This window comes from Staphylococcus sp. M0911 (genome assembly GCF_003491325.1).
Classification (GTDB): domain Bacteria; phylum Bacillota; class Bacilli; order Staphylococcales; family Staphylococcaceae; genus Staphylococcus; species Staphylococcus warneri_A.
On sequence record NZ_CP022881.1, the window covers coordinates 1,150,042 to 1,169,391 of the forward strand.

Here is a 19,350-nt window from a genome sequence, read left to right on the forward strand (position 1 = left end):
AAAGTAGTTGACGAATACATTTATTGTTGATATGATTAATAACGTTGAATACGAAACGAACCAAGTAGAAGCTCCCGCTTCTCACCTGTAGCGACGCAATAGGCAGTTGGCAGGTTAATCATGTTACACAATTAATGTGTGAAGAAGAGCGGGTAGTGATACTCGCTCTTCTTTTTGCTTGGGACAATTTCGTAAAATTCTGGGAGGTGTCAACCATAGCAAAAGATCAGACTCAAATTAATGAGAAAATTCGTGCAAAAGAACTTCGTTTAGTAGGTCAAGATGGTGAACAAATTGGTGTTAAATCAAAACAAGAAGCATTAGAAATGGCTGAACGTGTTGATTTAGATTTAGTAATCGTAGCACCAAATGCTAAACCACCTGTTGCAAGAATTATGGATTACGGTAAATTCAAATTCGAACAACAGAAAAAAGAAAAAGAAATGAAGAAGAAACAAAAAACAATTAACGTTAAAGAAATTCGTTTAAGCCCAACAATTGAGGAACATGATTTCCAAACAAAATTGAAAAATGGACGTAAATTCCTTTCTAAAGGCGATAAATGTAAAGTTTCAATTCGTTTCAGAGGTCGTGCAATTACTCACAAAGAAATTGGTCAACGCCAATTAGAAAAATTTGCTGAAGAATGCAAAGACATTGCAACAATCGAACAGAAGCCTAAAATGGAAGGCCGTCAAATGTTCCTTATGTTATCACCAATTAATGAAAAATAATTAATAATAATTTCTAGGAGGAAATGAATCATGCCTAAAATGAAAACTCACCGTGGAGCAGCGAAACGTGTTAAAAGAACTGGTTCAGGTCAATTAAAACGTTCAAGAGCTTTCACATCTCACTTATTCGCAAACAAAAACACTAAACAAAAACGTCAATTACGTAAAAGTAGATTAGTTTCTAAAAGTGATATGAAACGTGTAAAACAATTATTATCTTATAAAAAATAATACAACTAACGAATATAGAATAATTACGTAGATAGAATCTAAGGAGGAATTTAATATGCCACGAGTAAAAGGTGGAACAGTAACAAGAGCACGTCGTAAAAAAACGATTAAATTAGCTAAAGGTTACTTCGGTTCAAAACATACATTATATAAAGTAGCAAAACAACAAGTAATGAAATCAGGTCAATACGCATTCCGTGACCGTCGTCAACGTAAACGTGATTTCCGTAAATTATGGATTACACGTATTAATGCTGCAGCACGTAAACACGATATTAGTTATTCACGTTTAATGAACGGATTGAAAAAAGCTGATATCGATATCAACCGTAAAATGTTATCTGAAATTGCTATTTCAGACGATAAAGCATTCGGTGAATTAGTATCAAAAGCTAAAGACGCTTTAAAATAAACTAAACTCATAAAAGCTGAGACATTTTAGGATGTCCCAGCTTTTATTTATATTTCTTTAAATTTTAAAATGGAATTGTCTAAGCATTGATATTAATAGAGAATATTGATAACGATCGCGAATTGAAAATAAGTTTGATAGAATAATATTATAAAAGAAAACATAAAGGAGTTTAGTATGTCTAAATTTGATGAGCAAATTATAGTTGTGCCAAGAGCAACACTTTTCGATAATGAAAAGAATGCATTTAATGGATTTTTATCAAAAAATGATGAAAAAGGTAGTAATATTTTCAATGCATTAAGTCAGTATGACGTGAAGCGTAGAGGTGATATGGAAGAGGATCCAGAATTTAAGCAACTTATTTCATATTGTTTATTAGAAAATCAAAGTGGTGAAATACTTGTGTATGAGCGTCTTTCAGGCGGCGGAGAAGAAAGACTACATGGCCAATCCTCAATTGGCGTCGGTGGTCATATGAACGACGTTGTAGGGGCAGATTCAATTAATGAAGTGCTAAGAGTGAATGCGCAAAGAGAATTAGAAGAAGAAGTAGGTTTATCTGCAGAAGATTCTCAAAATATGGAATACTTAGGCTTTATCAATGATGACAATAATGAAGTAGGCAAGGTTCATATGGGTGTAGTATTTAAAATAACAGTCAGTTCAAATGATGTAGAATCTAAAGAAACAGATACGTTAAGAATCAAATGGATTGAAAAAGGGAAAATAGAATCATACGATGACTTTGAGACATGGAGTGCATTAATTCTTCAAGATTTATAATAATTGAGGTGCAAATTGAATGTCAGATATCATCCCATTCCCATTATCTGAGAAAAAGTTAAAAGAAGATATTAGAAAAGCGGAATTAACACAAGACTTGGATAGAATGTATGAATTATTTGAACAATATGAAAGCCAATTTGAATTAGATGAAGCACTTGCAATTAAAAAGTGCGATATGCTTTATCAAATGAGGGCATTTTTGGAATTAAGAGAAGAAGCTATCATTTTACTTAAACAGGGTTTAAATAAGTATGATGAGTTAATGATTTATTATATTAAGAGTTTGAATGGTTTAGAACAGTACTATGAATCAGTTGAAGTGATTAATCAAATTATTGATGAAGTACGGGACCATAAGACTAGAATGGAATTATTTCCACTTAAAGAATATGCACAATCTAAGCTAGATTCAAATCATGAACAATTAACTCAATCATTAGCTCAATTTCATCAATTAAATGCAAGAGAACAAACACACGTTCTACTTCAACTCATCGATAATGGTCATTATGATTTTAAAGAAACAATCCATTATTTGTTAAGTCATTCTACTTTCGAAAATAATATTGTAAGTTTAATGATAGAATACCTAAGGTTCGCACAATCTGAAAGTATCGTAACCGTTACCAAATATGGAACAACAGTTAATATCATCCCTAAAGAGTTAAGTGGTCTTGAACACACGACTTTAAAATCAATTATCTTACCAAAAGTGATCGAGAATCTTGAAGATGGTGCCATACATATTGTTGACGAAGCGAGCCATATTATGAATAATCATTCTATATTGTTATATCCTCTTAATATAGAATCTTTATTTCCAATAGAAGATTGGATTGTTGCATATGATGTTTATTTTAAATCTATGTTAGGTATAGATGATAATGTTGTTAATCAAGATGTTTTATCATATATATATCAATTAGATAAACAATGATAAACTCAATTTCTTGCAAATAATTCTTAAATCGTTTAACGTAAATTTTAATTGAATTAAGTAATAAATCATTTCGCAAACGTTGCAATTTCAATGTTTGTGTACACAATTGACCTATGCTATAATAGGGAAGTTGAAAAAATAAAATAGTTATTCATGGAGGTATTTATACATGACAGCAACTTGGGAAAAAAAGGAAGGTAACGAAGGATTATTAACTGTTACTGTTCCATCAGAAAAAGTAGATAAAGCATTAGATCAAGCATTTAAAAAAGTAGTAAAACAAATTAATGTACCTGGATTCCGTAAAGGTAAAGTGCCTCGTCCAATTTTTGAACAACGTTTTGGCGTTGAAGCATTATATCAAGATGCAGTAGACATTTTATTACCAGAAGCTTACGGTGAAGCTATTGATGAAACTGGTATTAATCCAGTTGCTCAACCTGAAGTTAATGTAACTCAAATTGAAAAAGGTAAAGACTTCATTTTTGAAGCTACTGTAACTGTTGAACCAGAAGTTAAATTAGGTGACTACAAAGGTTTAGAAATTGAAAAACAAGATTCTGAACTAACAGATGAAGAATTAGAAGAATCAATTAACCATAGTTTAGGCCACATGGCTGAAATGGTAGTCAAAGAAGACGGCGCTGTTGAAAATGGCGACACAGTTAATATTGACTTCAGTGGTTCAGTTGATGGTGAAGAATTCGAAGGTGGACAAGCTGAAGGTTACGACTTAGAAGTTGGTTCAGGTTCATTCATCCCAGGTTTCGAAGAGCAATTAGAAGGCATGAAAACTGGAGAAGAAAAAGACGTTGTTGTTACATTCCCAGAAGAGTATCATGCTGAAGAATTAGCTGGTAAAGAAGCTACATTCAAAACAAAAGTAAATGAAATCAAATATAAAGATGTTCCAGAATTAAATGATGAAATTGCTAATGAGTTAGATGCAGAAGCTAATTCAGTTGATGAATACAAAGAAAACTTACGCAAACGTCTTGCTGAACAAAAAGCGACTGAAGCTGAAAATACTGAAAAAGAAGAAGCAATTAAAAAAGCAACAGACAATGCTACAATCGACATTCCTCAAGCAATGATCGATACTGAATTAGATCGTATGGTTCAAGAATTTGGTCAAAGAATTCAACAACAAGGATTAGATTTACAAACATATTTCCAAATTTCTGGACAAGATGAGTCTCAATTAAGAGAGCAAATGAAAGACGATGCAGAACAACGTGTTAAAACAAACTTAACATTAACTGCAATTGCTGATGCTGAAAATATCGAAGTTTCTGACGAAGATATTGATAAAGAACTAGAAAAAATGAGTGAACAATTCAACATTTCAGTTGAAGATATCAAAAATACATTAGGTAATACTGATATCGTTAAAAATGATGTTCGCATCCAAAAAGTTATCGATTTATTAAAAGACAATGCTAAATTAGTAGAAGGTAGCAAAGAAGACTAATTATTACTGTTCTATTAAAGCGATAAACAATTTAACATTGTATTGTTTTAGTAATATTGATAGGTAGGATAAATAAGATATATTATCTTGTGGGGTGGGGCCATGAGTTCAATCTGTTATAGTTTGAATTCAGTCCCACTCCTTCCTATTTTCAAGCAAATCAATTGAAATGTGATTATGTTGCATTATAGAATGCTATCTAGTATAGTCTTTATGGAATAGGGGTGTAAAAAAGAATGTTCAAATTCAATGAAGATGAAGAAAATTTAAAATGCTCTTTCTGTGGTAAAGATCAAGACCAAGTTAAGAAATTAGTTGCAGGAAGTGGCGTATATATCTGTAATGAGTGTATTGAATTATGCTCAGAAATCGTTGAAGAAGAGTTAGCACAAAATTCTTCAGAGGAATTAACAGAATTACCAACTCCTAAAGAAATTATGGATCATTTGAATGAATATGTAATCGGTCAAGAAAAAGCTAAAAAAGCTTTATCTGTAGCTGTTTATAATCATTATAAACGTATTCAACAACTAGGTCCTAATGAAGATGATGTAGAATTACAAAAAAGTAATATTGCATTAATCGGACCAACAGGTAGTGGTAAAACATTATTAGCACAAACATTAGCTAAAACTTTAAACGTACCATTTGCAATTGCAGATGCTACAAGTTTAACAGAAGCTGGCTATGTTGGTGATGATGTAGAAAATATCTTATTACGTTTAATTCAAGCGGCAGATTTTGATATTGATAAAGCTGAAAAAGGTATTATTTACGTAGATGAAATTGATAAGATTGCAAGAAAATCTGAAAATACATCTATTACACGTGATGTTTCAGGTGAAGGTGTGCAACAAGCATTACTTAAAATTTTAGAAGGTACTACTGCGAGCGTACCACCTCAAGGTGGACGTAAACATCCTAACCAAGAATTGATACAAATTGATACAACAAATATTTTATTCATCCTTGGTGGTGCTTTTGACGGAATTGATGAAGTTATTAAACGTCGTTTAGGTGAAAAAGTGATTGGTTTCGCTAGTAATGAAGCTGATAAATATGATGAAGAAGCCTTATTAGAACAAATTAGACCAGAAGATTTACAATCTTACGGTTTAATTCCGGAATTCATTGGTCGTGTACCAATTGTAGCTAATTTAGAAACTTTAGATGTTGATGCACTTAAAAATATTCTAACGCAACCTAAAAATGCGCTAGTTAAACAATATACTAAAATGTTAGAGCTAGATAACGTCGAATTAGTATTTAGTGAAGAAGCATTATCTGCTATTAGCGAAAAAGCAATTGCACGTAAGACTGGTGCTAGAGGACTTCGTTCTATTATTGAAGAAGCATTAATCGATATTATGTATGACGTACCTTCATCAGAAGATGTCACTAAGGTTGTTATTACTGAACAAACAATTAATGATGAAGTTGAACCTGAATTATACGATTCAGAAGGAAACTTAATCAACGATAGTAAAACATCTGCATAATTTAATATTTTATGATTTAGGGCCACATATCATTGTGGCTCTTTTTTATGCAGTACTTTTCCTTCAATGTATGTATTTCCTAAAACTAGGATGACATAATGATAAGAGTAATGGTAAAGTGTTAATGTGAGAAATAAGAAAAGTGAGGATCACCAATGAAAATTAATCCTAATAATATAGATTTAATTATAAGTGCTGTACAAGAAGCACAATATCCAGAAACAGATGTACCTGAGGTGGCATTAAGTGGCCGTTCAAACGTAGGTAAATCATCATTTATCAATAGTATGATAGGTCGAAAAAATATGGCTCGTACATCACAACAACCTGGTAAAACACAGACGCTGAATTTCTTTAATATAGATGATCAGCTAGTATTTGTTGATGTGCCAGGTTACGGCTATGCTAAAGTAAGTAAGGTTCAACGAGAAAAGTTTGGTAAAATGATTGAAGAGTATTTAACAACACGTCAAAAATTACAACTAGTCATTCAACTCGTTGATTTGAGACATAATCCAACTGAAGATGATGTGCTCATGTATAATTATTTAAAACATTTTGATATTCCAACTTTAATTATTTGTACTAAAGAAGATAAAATACCTAAAGGTAAAGTTCAAAAGCATTTAAATAACATCAAAAATAAATTAGATTTAGAAGAAGGAGATACTATAGTTAGCTATTCTTCTATAAAAAATAACAAGCAACAACAAATATGGGATATGATAGAGTCTTATTTATAATCATTTTAATTATTCTTAATTATTTTTTGATATTTAGATTAAATCTGCATATTTAAATACAAATTTAACAATTTTGACAAAAAAATGAAGTCAGATTAGAATCATTCTAATTTATTTGAGCAATGAACTTAATAATCAATACAAATGTGTTATACTAAGGTTATTGTAAGTATATGGAGGGCGTTATAAATGCATTTTATTGCAATAAGCATAAATCATCGAACTGCTAATGTAGCACTAAGAGAGCAAGTTGCTTTTAGAGATGATGCCTTACGATTAGCCCATGAAGATTTATACGAAACCAAAGCCATCTTAGAAAACGTCATCTTATCTACATGTAATCGTACCGAAGTATACGCCGTTGTTGATCAAATTCATACTGGACGTTATTACGTTCAAAGATTTTTAGCACGTAAATTTGGATTTGAAGTAGATGACATTAAAGAGATGTCAGAAGTTAAAGTGGGGGACGAAGCTGTAGAACATCTATTGCGTGTCACTTCTGGCTTAGATTCCATAGTACTTGGTGAAACACAAATACTAGGACAAATGCGTGACGCATTTTTCTTAGCACAAGAAACGGGTACAACTGGTACTATCTTTAATCATTTATTCAAGCAGGCAATTACTTTTGCTAAAAGAGCACATAGTGAAACAGATATTGCAGATAATGCAGTTAGTGTTTCATATGCTGCCGTTGAATTAGCTAAAAAGGTATTCGGAAAACTAAAATATAAACAAGCTGTCATTATTGGTGCAGGGGAAATGAGTGAATTATCACTCTTAAATCTGTTAGGGTCAGGTATTACAAATATAACTATTGTTAACAGAACGTTAAGTAAAGCAAAAGTATTAGCTGAAAAACATCAAGTTAAATTCGATTCACTAGATGCATTACCAGCTTTATTAGAACAAACAGATATTGTAATTAGTTCTACAAGTTCAGAGTCATATATCATTACTAATGATTTAATTGATTCAATAGCTAATCAACGTAAATTAGACGCTTTATTATTAGTTGATATCGCAGTTCCAAGAGATATCGAACCTGGTATTGATGCCATCAATAATATATTTAATTACGATGTTGATGACTTAAAAGGACTGGTTGATGCGAACTTAAGAGAACGTCAATTAGCAGCACAGACAATAGCTGATCAAATACCTAGCGAAATAGCTAGTCATAATGATTGGGTTAATATGTTAGGTGTTGTACCAGTTATTAGAGCTTTACGTGAAAAAGCAATGAACATTCAATCTGAAACAATGGATAGTATTGATAGAAAATTACCAGATTTATCAGAGAGAGAAAGAAAGATTATCTCTAAGCATACTAAAAGCATTATCAATCAAATGTTAAAAGACCCTATTAAGCAGGCTAAAGAATTAAGTAGTGATAAGAAAAGTAACGAAAAATTAGAGCTCTTTCAAAGCATTTTTGACATAGAAGCTGATAACCCTTATGAACAGGCGAGACAACATAAAGAAAATAAGGCTAAAGAAATTTCAGCACGTCGAATTTTTAGTTTTGAATAAGCATATTAATATGGTGATGATATGCAAGAAAACCTGTTTATTCGATTTCATGAAATAATATTAATCATATATTTAATTAGCATTGTTTGCTATTTTCTAGATTTTGTACGCAAAAGTCATAAGATTAGAGTATTTGGCATATATACATTGGGGATTGTTTGGGTATTACAAACAATCTCTTTATCTGTTTTTATTATACAAACAAAACATGCTCCATTAGGATCACTGTTTGATGTATTTTTCTCACTTACGTGGATTATAATCTCTTTATCACTCATTTTGAATGTGATAAAAGCATTAAATTTTTCTGTGTTCTTTTTAAATTTAATTGGTTTTGTATTAATGGCAATGAATACATTTCAGCCGGATCGGTATCATAGTCAAGTACAACAAGTGGCAGTTATTAACGAATTGTTACTTGTCCATATTGGTTTGGCTATTTTGAGCTATGCATTCTTTGCTTTAGCTTTCGTAAATTGTTTACTTTATATCATTCAATATCGTAATTTGAAAGAAAAGAATTTTGATCAGAAGTATTTTAGAATAGGCAGTGTAGCTACATTAGAGTCCATTGTCTTTTTCACCACTTTGGCAGGATGGATTATACTTATATTTAGTATTATCCTGGGAGCACAATGGGGTGTATTTTCAGTAGGTCAACAAATATTTATTGATCCAAAAGTTATTTTTTCTTCAGTTATTACACTATTGTATGGTATTTATTTAATATTTAGAGTGAAAAAGATTATCAATCAAAAGAACCTTATATATTTTAATATTATTTTATTCTGTTTATGTATGTTCAACTTATTTTTCACTACACATTTTTCGTAAATTAGCTTGTAGTGTTTATTGATAGGTTGGAAAAGAGAACGAGTGTTTTTCTAGGAGGCAGCAAAACATGCGCAAGTTAGTAGTAGGATCAAGAAGAAGTAAACTAGCTTTAACTCAGAGTCAGCAATTTATTGATAAATTGAAACAGGTACGTCCTGACTTGGATATTGAAATTAAGGAAATAGTTACTAAAGGTGATCGTATTGTAGATAAGCAATTATCTAAGGTTGGTGGTAAAGGTTTATTTGTTAAAGAAATTCAAAATGAATTGTTTGAAAAACAAATTGATATGGCTATTCATTCATTAAAAGATGTACCTAGTGTGATTCCTGAAGGATTAACATTAGGCTGTATACCTGATAGAGAGGTCCCTTTTGATGCTTATATCTCCAAAAATCATACACCTTTAAGAGAATTACCTGAAGGTAGCATTATTGGAACAAGCTCACTAAGAAGAGGCGCTCAAATTTTATCTAAGTATCCTCATCTAGAAATCAAATGGATACGAGGTAACATTGATACAAGATTGCAAAAACTTGAAACAGAAGACTACGATGCTATTATCCTAGCAGCAGCTGGTTTAAGACGAATGGGTTGGTCTGATGATATCGTAACAACCTATTTAGATAAAGATATTTTACTACCAGCTATCGGTCAAGGTGCACTTGGTATTGAATGCAGAAGTGATGATGAAGAATTATTAGAACTATTGAAAGAGGTTCATAATAAAGATGTTGAAAAATGCGTTACAGCAGAAAGAACATTTTTAGCCGAAATGGATGGAAGTTGCCAAGTACCAATTGGTGGATATGCAACAATTAATAGTCAACAGCAAATCGAATTTACTGGACTAATTATGACACCTGATGGAACAGAACGATATGAACATACAGCTATTGGCGAATCTCCAACAGAATTAGGTAAAGAAGTAAGTCGTGTTCTAAAAGAACAAGGCGCATATGAAATTATTAGAAAATTAAATGAAGAACAATAATCTTCGAGGTGACTATTTAAAATGAAACCAGTTGTAGTTATGACGCAAACAAGTAAAATTCAAAGTGATTTGGTTACGATTATTCACAAACCATTTATAGATATAAAACCACTTGAATTTGATTCGCGTTTGTTAAAAGATAACTATGACTGGCTTATTTTTTCGTCTAAAAACGCGGTTAAGTTCTTTTTACCTTATATGCATGTTGTTAATTTCAAAAAAATTGCAGTTGTTGGTGAAAAAACGGCTCAATATTGTCGTGCATTAAAAATTCCTGTAGATTTAATTCCACAAGATTACTCACAAGAAGGGTTGATTAATCAATTTCAAAAATATAATCAAAGAATATTAATACCTTCTAGTAAACAAGCACGGCCTCTATTGAGAGATACATTAGCTCGTAATAATAATGTTGTTAAAATTGATTTGTACGAGCCAGTACCACATTACAAACATATAGATGAAGTTAAATCATTAATTTTTAATAACAAAATTGATGCATTAACATTTTCAAGTTCATCTTCAGTACGTTATTATTTTAATGAAGACCCAATACCTAAGTTTGATTACTATTTTGCAATAGGCAAGCAAACAGCAAATACACTACATTCATATAATCAACCAGCTATTGTTGCAAATAAACAAACGTTAGAGTCATTGATAGACAAAGTAGTAGAAAGTAGGGACTAAAATGAAATTTGATAGACATAGAAGACTTCGTTCTTCTCAAACAATGAGAGACATGGTTCGCGAAACACATGTAAGAAAAGAAGATTTAATTTACCCAATTTTTGTAGTTGAAAAAGATGATGTTAAAACTGAAATCAAATCATTACCTGGCGTATATCAAATCAGTTTAAATTTATTACACAATGAAATTAAAGAAGCGTATGACTTAGGTATTAGAGCAATTATGTTCTTTGGTGTACCAAACGATAAAGATGATGTTGGTTCTGGTGCATATGATCATAATGGAGTAGTGCAAGAAGCAACACGCATTGCTAAAAAAATGTATAGTGACTTATTGATTGTTGCTGACACATGTCTATGTGAATATACTGATCATGGTCACTGTGGTGTGATTGACGACCACACACATGATGTAGATAACGATAAATCATTACCATTACTAGTCAAAACAGCAATTTCTCAAGTAGAAGCAGGTGCAGATATCATTGCACCAAGTAATATGATGGATGGATTTGTTACTGAAATTAGACAAGGACTTGATGATGCCGGTTATCAAAATGTACCAATCATGAGTTATGGTATTAAATATGCTTCAAGTTTCTTTGGGCCATTCAGAGACGCTGCTGATTCAGCGCCTTCTTTCGGCGATCGAAAAACATATCAAATGGATCCTGCCAACCGTTTAGAGGCATTGAGAGAACTTGAAAGTGACTTAAAAGAAGGTTGTGACATGATGATTGTTAAACCTGCTTTAAGTTATTTAGATATCGTTAGAGATGTTAAAAATCATACTAATATTCCTGTTGTTGCATACAATGTTAGTGGTGAATATAGTATGACAAAAGCTGCTGCATTAAATGGTTGGATTGATGAAGAAAAGATTGTGATGGAACAAATGGTTTCAATGAAACGTGCCGGTGCAGATATGATTATTACTTATTTTGCTAAAGATATTTGTCATTATTTAGATAAATAACAAAGAGGATAATAAAGAGGAGGCAACATTTATGGGATATGAAAAATCAATTAAAGCAATGGAAATTGCTGAAGATTTAATGCCTGGCGGTGTAAATAGTCCAGTACGTGCTTTTAAATCAGTGGACACACCTGCAATTTTTATGGATCATGCAGAAGGTTCAAAAATATATGATATTGACGGTAATGAATATATTGATTATGTGTTAAGTTGGGGGCCGCTTATTTTAGGGCATAAAAATAAACAAGTTATCGAAAATCTTCATAAGGCAGTGGATAATGGCACTAGTTTTGGTGCCTCTACATTACAAGAAAATAAACTAGCACAATTAGTAATTGATAGAGTACCTTCAATTGAAAAAGTTAGAATGGTATCTTCAGGCACAGAAGCTACATTAGATACATTAAGATTAGCGCGTGGTTATACTGGACGCAATAAAATTGTTAAATTTGAAGGCTGTTACCACGGACATAGCGATTCATTATTAATTAAAGCTGGCTCAGGTGTGGCAACATTAGGTTTACCTGATTCACCTGGTGTACCTGAAGGCATTGCTAAAAATACAATAACTGTGCCATATAATGATTTAGATTCATTACGTTTGGCTTTTGAAAAATATGGTGATGATATCGCTGGAGTTATTGTTGAACCAGTTGCTGGTAATATGGGTGTAGTGCCACCTGTGGAAGGTTTTTTACAAGGATTAAGAGACATTACTAATGAATACGGTTCTTTATTGATTTTTGATGAAGTTATGACTGGCTTTAGAGTTGGTTATAACTGTGCCCAAGGTTATTTTGGTGTCACACCAGATTTAACATGTTTAGGCAAAGTAATAGGTGGTGGTTTACCTGTTGGAGCGTTTGGCGGTAAAAAAGAGATTATGGACCATATTGCACCAGTAGGCAATATTTATCAAGCAGGTACTTTATCAGGTAATCCATTAGCAATGACAAGTGGATATGAAACACTTAGTCAATTGACACCTGAATCATATGATTATTTTAATGAACTTGGAGATTTACTTGAAAAAGGATTAAAAGAAGTCTTTGCTAAGCATCAAGTTCCTATCACTGTTAATAGAGCTGGCTCAATGATTGGTTATTTCTTAAATGAAGGGCCAGTCACAAACTTTGAACAAGCCAATAAAAGTGACTTGAAATTATTTAGTGAGATGTATAGAGAAATGGCAAAAGAAGGCGTATTCTTACCACCATCTCAATTTGAAGGCACTTTCTTATCAACGGCGCATACTCAAGAAGATATTGAAAAAACAATTCAAGCATTTGATAATTCATTAAGTCGTATTGTAAAATAAAAATTAAATTAATGATATTTTAGCCTGGGATATCTCATTATACCCAGGCTCTTAATTTATATAAGTAAATTTCACATCATTTCACACATTTATAAAAGGTAGTGTGCGTATGAAAATAATAAATAGAAATAACCTAATTATATTAGCATTATCCATTTTTATAAGTTTGCTATTAAAGGTATCACATATATTATTACCTTTTATGTTCGGGCCCATTATAGCGGCTATAATATGTATAAAAATATTTAAATTAAACATTAAATGGCCGTTTTGGATCAGTCAAATTGGGTTGATTTGTTTAGGTGTTCAAATAGGATCAACATTCACTAGAACTGTCATAAAAGATATTCAAGCAAGTTGGTTAACAATTATTCTTGTATCAGTTCTTTTGCTCGTATTAGCACTATTAATCGCATTATTATTTAAGAAGATTGCAGATGTAAATACCGAAACAGCTGTACTAAGTGTCATTCCGGGTGCTTTAAGCCAAATGTTAGTCATGGCAGAGGAAGATAAAAAGGCGAATATTTTAGTTGTTAGTTTAACACAAACATCAAGAATTATTTTCGTTGTTATTTTAGTACCTTTAATTTCATATTTCTTTCAAAATGATCATAGTAGCGGAGAACCAATAGTTAAAGCGAAACCGTTAACTGATATTTTAAACATTTGGCAATTTATATTTCTTGTGTTAGCAATCATTGTAGTTTATTGGATAATGGCTAAGATCAATTTTCCAACAAAACAATTATTGGCACCAATTATAGTCTTAATCATTTGGAATATTACGACTGATATAACATTTGCATTAGATAATTGGTTACTAGCATCAGCACAAGTAGTGTATATGATTCGAATAGGGTTACAGATTGCTCGTTTGCTTTCAGACTTGAAAGGTAGAATAGCCGTAGCGATTGCGTTTCAAAATATAATGCTTATATTAAGTGCTTTCGTAATGGTTTGTATCTTACATTTCTTTACACATGATTCAATCAACGAGTTGTTTTTAGGTGCAGCACCAGGTGGTATGAGTCAAATAGTATTAGTTGCGATTGAAACAGGTGCAGATGTGGCTATGATATCGAGTTATCATATATTTAGAATCTTCTTTATTTTGTTTTTAATCGCACCATTAATTAATTACTTTTTGAAATATAGAGCTAAACGGTCGTAAATATTTAATAGAATTAAAAGACGTATATCAAATGCTTATTGAGAAAGCTATGATATACGTCTTTTAAATTTTAATCATGTTTTGGTTTTTGAGGGCAATCCTTTAAATGCGCATCATATAATCCAGCTGCCTCTAAGAATGAAAATACTGTTACGGGTCCTAGGAATTTAAAACCATATTTTTTTAAATCTTTGGAAATTGCTTTAGCACGGTCATCTACCGTAATACGATCTTCAGGCTTTACATATCCCATGTCGATAGGTTTACCATCAACATAAGACCATAAAAACGTACTGAAACTACCATAATCCTTCTCAATTTCTAAATAACCTTTCGCTTGTGCAATAATAGCTCTAATTTCTTTCTGTGATGGACAATATTAGGAAATGTCATTAAGTTGTCGACATCTTGTTCAGTCATTGCCGCTATCTTTTTAGGTTCAAACTGATAAAATGCCTCTTCATAAGCGGATTTCTTTTTTAGTATCGTAAGCCAAGATAGACCAGCATGTTGAGATTCTAGAGCCAATAGTTTAAATAAATCTTTACTATCGTACATCGGTTGACCCCAAACTTGATCATGATATTCTATATAAATTGGATCTTTGGTACCAAAGGCACAAGGGTTCATAAAATTCCTCCTAATAGATTGACTTATGCGAATTTCCATTATACTATAATTAAGTAAATGAATATAACATTTGGGAAGAGTAGGTTTTAATTATTTTTTAGAGAGTGTATGGTTGGTGAAAATACACAATAATTACTACTGAAGGTAGCCCACTTAGTCCTTTTGCTGATTGAACGAAGAAAAGAGTAGGCAAAAGCGTGTTTGAGCGTTAATCAAATTCTAGAGTGCTCGAAAGTAGAAGGTTGAGACATATACAGACTAACTACTTTCTTGAATATAGGTGGTACCACGGAACATCCGTCCTATGTATATAGGATGGGTGTTTTTTATTTTTGAGGAGGATTTACTTTATGGAAATGAAGCCGAAATATAATCCACGCGAAGTAGAAGCTGGAAGATATGATGAATGGGTAAAAAATGGTTATTTCAAACCATCAGAAGACACTAATAAAGAAACATATACAATCGTTATTCCACCACCAAATGTAACTGGTAAATTACATTTAGGTCATGCTTGGGATACAACATTACAAGATATCATTACACGCATGAAACGTATGCAAGGTTTTGACACTTTATATTTACCTGGTATGGATCACGCTGGTATCGCTACACAAGCTAAAGTAGAAGCTAAACTAAATGAACAAGGTATTTCACGTCATGATATTGGTCGTGAAAAATTCTTAGAACAAGCTTGGGATTGGAAAGAAGAATATGCGTCCTTCATTCGTAAACAATGGGCTAAATTAGGGTTAGGTTTAGATTACAGTAGAGAACGTTTTACTTTGGATGACGGTTTAAGTAAAGCTGTTAAAAAAGTATTTGTTGATCTTTATAACAAAGGTATTATTTATAGAGGCGAACGTATAATCAACTGGGATCCTCAAGCTCGTACGGCTTTATCTGATATTGAAGTGATTCATGAAGATGTACAAGGTGCATTTTATCATTTTAAATATCCATATGCTGATGGAGATGGATATATTGAAATCGCTACAACACGCCCAGAAACGATGTTAGGTGATACAGCTATTGTTGTTAACCCAAATGACGAGAGATACAAAGATGTTATTGGCAAAAAGGTGATATTACCAATTGTTGGTAGAGAATTACCTATATTAGCAGATGAATATGTAGATATCGACTTTGGTTCGGGTGCTATGAAAGTAACGCCGGCACATGACCCTAATGACTTTGAAATTGGTCAACGTCATCAATTAGAAAACATTATCGTTATGGACGAAAAAGGTCACATGAATCATCATGCTGGTAAATATGAGGGACTTGAGCGTTTTGAATGTCGTAAACAATTAGTTGAAGACTTAAAAGAACAAGGTTTGGTTATTAAGATTGAGGAACATATGCATTCTGTTGGTCATTCTGAACGTTCTGGTGCAGTAGTAGAACCTTATTTATCTACACAATGGTTTGTTAAAATGAAACCTTTAGCACAACGTGCTTTAGATAATCAAAAAACCGATGATCGTATTGATTTTTACCCACCTAGATTTGAAAATACATTTAATCGATGGATGGAAGAAATCAGAGATTGGACAATTTCAAGACAACTTTGGTGGGGGCATCAAATTCCTGCTTGGTATCACAATGAAACTGGCGAAGTCTACGTAGGTGAAAATGCACCAGAAGATATAGAAAATTGGACTCAAGATGAAGATGTTTTAGATACTTGGTTCTCAAGTGCTTTATGGCCATTCTCAACTCTAGGTTGGCCAGATGTAGATGCAGAAGATTTCAAACGTTACTTCCCAACTAATGCATTAGTAACAGGCTATGATATTATTTTCTTCTGGGTTGCACGTATGATATTCCAAGGATTAGAGTTCACAGACCGTAGACCATTTAATGATGTTCTGTTACATGGATTAGTTAGAGCGGAAGACGGTAGAAAAATGAGTAAATCTTTAGGTAACGGTGTGGATCCTATGGATGTTATTGATGAATATGGTGCTGATAGTTTAAGATACTTCCTTGCCACAGGTTCTGCACCTGGACAAGATTTACGTTACTCAACTGAAAAGGTTGAATCAGTATGGAATTTCATTAACAAAATATGGAATGCAGCAAGATTTAGTTTAATGAATATTGGGGAAGATTTTAATGTAGAAGATATTGATTTATCAGGAAACTTATCTTTAGCAGATAAATGGATATTAACGCGTCTAAATGAAACAATCGCTACAGTTACAGATTTAAGTGATAAATATGAGTTTGGTGAAGTGGGTCGAGCACTATATAACTTCATTTGGGATGAATTCTGTGATTGGTATATTGAAATGAGTAAAATACCTATGAATGGCGAGGATGAAGACCAAAAACAAACGACACGTTCTGTATTAAGTTATGTGTTAGATCGTATTATGAGAATGTTACATCCATTTATGCCATTTGTAACAGAGAAAATTTGGCAAAGTTTACCTCATGAAGGCGAAACAATTGTTCAAGCATCTTGGCCAACAGTAGATAAGGAACTTATGTTTGATGATAGTAAGCAAACAATGCAACAATTAGTTGAAATTATCAAATCAATTAGACAATCTCGATTAGAAGTTAATACACCATTATCTAAAGCCATTCCTATTATGATTCAGGCTAAAGATAGTAATATTCAATCAACATTAACAGATAATGCTGATTATATTGAACGATTCTGTCATCCTAGTGAATTGACAATCAATGTTGATATAGCCATTCCTGAGAAAGCAATGACATCTGTAGTGTTAGCAGGTAAAGTCATCTTACCTTTAGAAGGTTTAATTGATATGGATAAAGAAATTGCACGTTTAGAAAAAGAATTAGATAAATTACAGAGTGAATTAGACCGTGTGGATAAGAAATTGGCCAATGAAAACTTTGTCAATAAAGCACCTGAAAAAATTATTAATGAAGAAAAAGAAAAACAAAAACATTACAAAGAAAAGTATGATGGTGTTAAAGCAAGAATTGAACAATTAAAAGCATAGGAGTATGTATCATGAATTACCTAGATAGCTTGTATTGGATACATGAAAGAACTAAGTTTGGCATCAAACCAGGCGTTAAACGTGTGGAATGGATGCTAGAAAAACTAAATAACCCACAGCAACATATTAAAGGCATACACGTAGGCGGTACAAATGGAAAAGGATCGACAGTAGCTTATTTAAGAGCCGCATTGGTTGAAAATAACTATGAAGTTGGTACTTTTACCTCTCCATTTATTGAAACTTTTAATGAACGTATTAGTTTAAATGGATATCCCATTTCAAATGATGAAATTGTTGAGTTAGTTTCTCGTGTTAAACCAGTAAGTGAATCGTTAGAAGTTGAAACTGAGTTAGGGAATGCAACAGAGTTTGAAATTATTACTACAATGATGTTTTTATACTTTGGTGAAATACACCCTGTTGACTTTGTTATTATTGAAGCGGGCTTAGGTATTAAAAACGATTCAACCAATGTATTTAATCCAATTATGTCTATTTTAACAAGTATAGGTTTAGATCATACTGATATTTTAGGCAACACCTATTTAGATATAGCCAAAGACAAAGGCGATATCATTAAACCTAATACACCAGTTATTTATTCAGTGAAAAATGAAGATGCTTTAAAATATATTAGAGACTATGCAGTAGAACAAAATGCAACACCTATTGAGTTAGATAGAGAAATTATAGTAGTTTCTCAAGATGATGAATTTACTTATAGATATAAAGATTACGAACTTGAAACAATTATTTTAAATATGTTGGGTGAACATCAAAAAGAAAATGCATCATTAGCTATAACAGCATTAATTGAATTAAACGAAGCTGGAATTATAGAACTTGATTTCAATAAAATGATAGATGGTATTGAGTCAGTCAATTGGATAGGTAGAATTGAACAAGTCAAAGAACATCCATTAATGATAATTGATGGTGCGCATAATAATGAAAGTGTAGACGCATTAATTGATACGATTAAACAATATTATGGTCGTGATCAAATTGATATATTATTCTCTGCAATTAAAGGGAAACCTATTTGTGACATGTTAAACAAATTGGAAGACATTGCGTCTCACTTTTATATCACTGATTTTGATTTTCCAAAAGCCTTATCAAAAGAAGAAATAGCAGAAAATATCAATAGAGATAACGTTGAGCTAGTAGATGATTATGTAGAATTTTTAGAGAATTATGATGGAAAAGGTCTAATTATCACAGGTAGTTTATATTTTATTAGCGAAGTTAAATCTAAAACAAATTTTGATTAACTAATAATATTCAAAAAATAAAGCCAAGGTTTCTAAAAAAATTAGAAATCTTGGCTGTTTTGTTAATTATGGACCTTATTTCACCTATAATCATAAAAAAATGATAATATGTATTTATTTT

General features: G+C 32.1%; 17 protein-coding genes, 1 pseudogene and 2 other annotated features. Of the genes and pseudogenes, 17 read left to right on the top strand and 1 reads right to left on the bottom strand.

Annotation, left to right across the window (positions count from 1 at the left end; genetic code table 11):
* The first annotated feature begins 56 nt into the window (after positions 1 to 56).
* Positions 57 to 180, top strand: a sequence feature (ribosomal protein L20 leader region).
* Between the two features lie 26 nt (positions 181 to 206).
* The 15 genes from infC (at position 207) to ssp1_RS05725 (ending at position 14,341) form a co-directional block, all read left to right on the top strand.
* The gene (gene infC, locus ssp1_RS05655) at positions 207 to 734 is read left to right on the top strand and encodes a translation initiation factor IF-3 (protein WP_002451768.1); all 528 of its coding nucleotides are present in this window, start codon (positions 207 to 209) and stop codon (positions 732 to 734) included.
* Positions 735 to 764: 30 nt separating this feature from the next.
* A complete protein-coding gene (gene rpmI / locus ssp1_RS05660; protein WP_002451769.1) occupies positions 765 to 965 on the top strand; it encodes a 50S ribosomal protein L35 in 201 nt (66 codons plus the stop codon).
* A gap of 55 nt (positions 966 to 1,020) precedes the next feature.
* Positions 1,021 to 1,377, top strand: a complete 357-nt coding sequence (gene rplT, locus ssp1_RS05665) for a 50S ribosomal protein L20 (protein ID WP_002451770.1) — start codon at positions 1,021 to 1,023, stop codon at positions 1,375 to 1,377.
* A gap of 177 nt (positions 1,378 to 1,554) precedes the next feature.
* Entirely contained in the window at positions 1,555 to 2,163 is a 609-nt protein-coding gene (locus ssp1_RS05670; RefSeq protein ID WP_002451771.1) for an NUDIX domain-containing protein, read from the top strand.
* Between the two features lie 19 nt (positions 2,164 to 2,182).
* On the top strand, positions 2,183 to 3,103 hold the full coding sequence (locus tag ssp1_RS05675; protein ID WP_075778016.1) for a hypothetical protein: 921 nt from the start codon (positions 2,183 to 2,185) through the stop codon (positions 3,101 to 3,103).
* A gap of 172 nt (positions 3,104 to 3,275) precedes the next feature.
* The gene (gene tig / locus ssp1_RS05680; RefSeq protein ID WP_023372838.1) at positions 3,276 to 4,577 is read left to right on the top strand and encodes a trigger factor; all 1,302 of its coding nucleotides are present in this window, start codon (positions 3,276 to 3,278) and stop codon (positions 4,575 to 4,577) included.
* A 236-nt stretch (positions 4,578 to 4,813) separates the two neighbouring features.
* Positions 4,814 to 6,076, top strand: coding sequence for an ATP-dependent Clp protease ATP-binding subunit ClpX (gene clpX / locus ssp1_RS05685; RefSeq protein ID WP_002451774.1), 1,263 nt, complete (start codon positions 4,814 to 4,816; stop codon positions 6,074 to 6,076).
* 155 nt (positions 6,077 to 6,231) lie between these two features.
* Complete coding sequence (gene yihA, locus ssp1_RS05690) at positions 6,232 to 6,819, top strand: ribosome biogenesis GTP-binding protein YihA/YsxC (protein ID WP_002451775.1); 588 nt, start codon at positions 6,232 to 6,234, stop codon at positions 6,817 to 6,819.
* 189 nt (positions 6,820 to 7,008) lie between these two features.
* Positions 7,009 to 8,355, top strand: coding sequence for a glutamyl-tRNA reductase (gene hemA / locus ssp1_RS05695; RefSeq protein WP_002451776.1), 1,347 nt, complete (start codon positions 7,009 to 7,011; stop codon positions 8,353 to 8,355).
* Between the two features lie 21 nt (positions 8,356 to 8,376).
* Entirely contained in the window at positions 8,377 to 9,189 is an 813-nt protein-coding gene (locus ssp1_RS05700; RefSeq protein WP_002451777.1) for a cytochrome C assembly family protein, read from the top strand.
* Positions 9,190 to 9,256: 67 nt separating this feature from the next.
* Positions 9,257 to 10,183: a hydroxymethylbilane synthase gene (gene hemC, locus ssp1_RS05705; protein WP_002451778.1), complete on the top strand. Its 927-nt coding sequence runs from the start codon at positions 9,257 to 9,259 to the stop codon at positions 10,181 to 10,183.
* Between the two features lie 21 nt (positions 10,184 to 10,204).
* Positions 10,205 to 10,873: a uroporphyrinogen-III synthase gene (locus tag ssp1_RS05710; RefSeq protein WP_075778018.1), complete on the top strand. Its 669-nt coding sequence runs from the start codon at positions 10,205 to 10,207 to the stop codon at positions 10,871 to 10,873.
* 1 nt (position 10,874) lies between these two features.
* A complete protein-coding gene (hemB, locus tag ssp1_RS05715) occupies positions 10,875 to 11,849 on the top strand; it encodes a porphobilinogen synthase (protein ID WP_107536241.1) in 975 nt (324 codons plus the stop codon).
* 31 nt (positions 11,850 to 11,880) lie between these two features.
* The gene (gene hemL / locus ssp1_RS05720; protein ID WP_002451781.1) at positions 11,881 to 13,167 is read left to right on the top strand and encodes a glutamate-1-semialdehyde 2,1-aminomutase; all 1,287 of its coding nucleotides are present in this window, start codon (positions 11,881 to 11,883) and stop codon (positions 13,165 to 13,167) included.
* Between the two features lie 109 nt (positions 13,168 to 13,276).
* Positions 13,277 to 14,341 carry an AbrB family transcriptional regulator gene (locus ssp1_RS05725; protein WP_049425117.1) on the top strand — a complete coding sequence of 355 codons (1,065 nt, stop codon included), beginning with the start codon at positions 13,277 to 13,279 and terminating at the stop codon, positions 14,339 to 14,341.
* 70 nt (positions 14,342 to 14,411) lie between these two features.
* Here the strand turns inward: ssp1_RS05725 and ssp1_RS05730 are convergent.
* A pseudogene (locus ssp1_RS05730) lies at positions 14,412 to 14,971 on the bottom strand (DNA-3-methyladenine glycosylase I).
* Positions 14,972 to 15,028: 57 nt separating this feature from the next.
* Positions 15,029 to 15,279 (top strand) — a binding site (T-box leader).
* Positions 15,280 to 15,321: 42 nt separating this feature from the next.
* On the opposite strand from ssp1_RS05730, the gene ssp1_RS05735 reads away from it, so the two are divergent.
* Positions 15,322 to 17,952 (top strand): valine--tRNA ligase, encoded by a 2,631-nt coding sequence (locus ssp1_RS05735; RefSeq protein WP_107536240.1) that lies wholly within the window; start codon positions 15,322 to 15,324, stop codon positions 17,950 to 17,952.
* Between the two features lie 11 nt (positions 17,953 to 17,963).
* On the top strand, positions 17,964 to 19,229 hold the full coding sequence (locus ssp1_RS05740; protein WP_002451785.1) for a bifunctional folylpolyglutamate synthase/dihydrofolate synthase: 1,266 nt from the start codon (positions 17,964 to 17,966) through the stop codon (positions 19,227 to 19,229).
* The last annotated feature ends 121 nt before the right edge of the window (positions 19,230 to 19,350 follow it).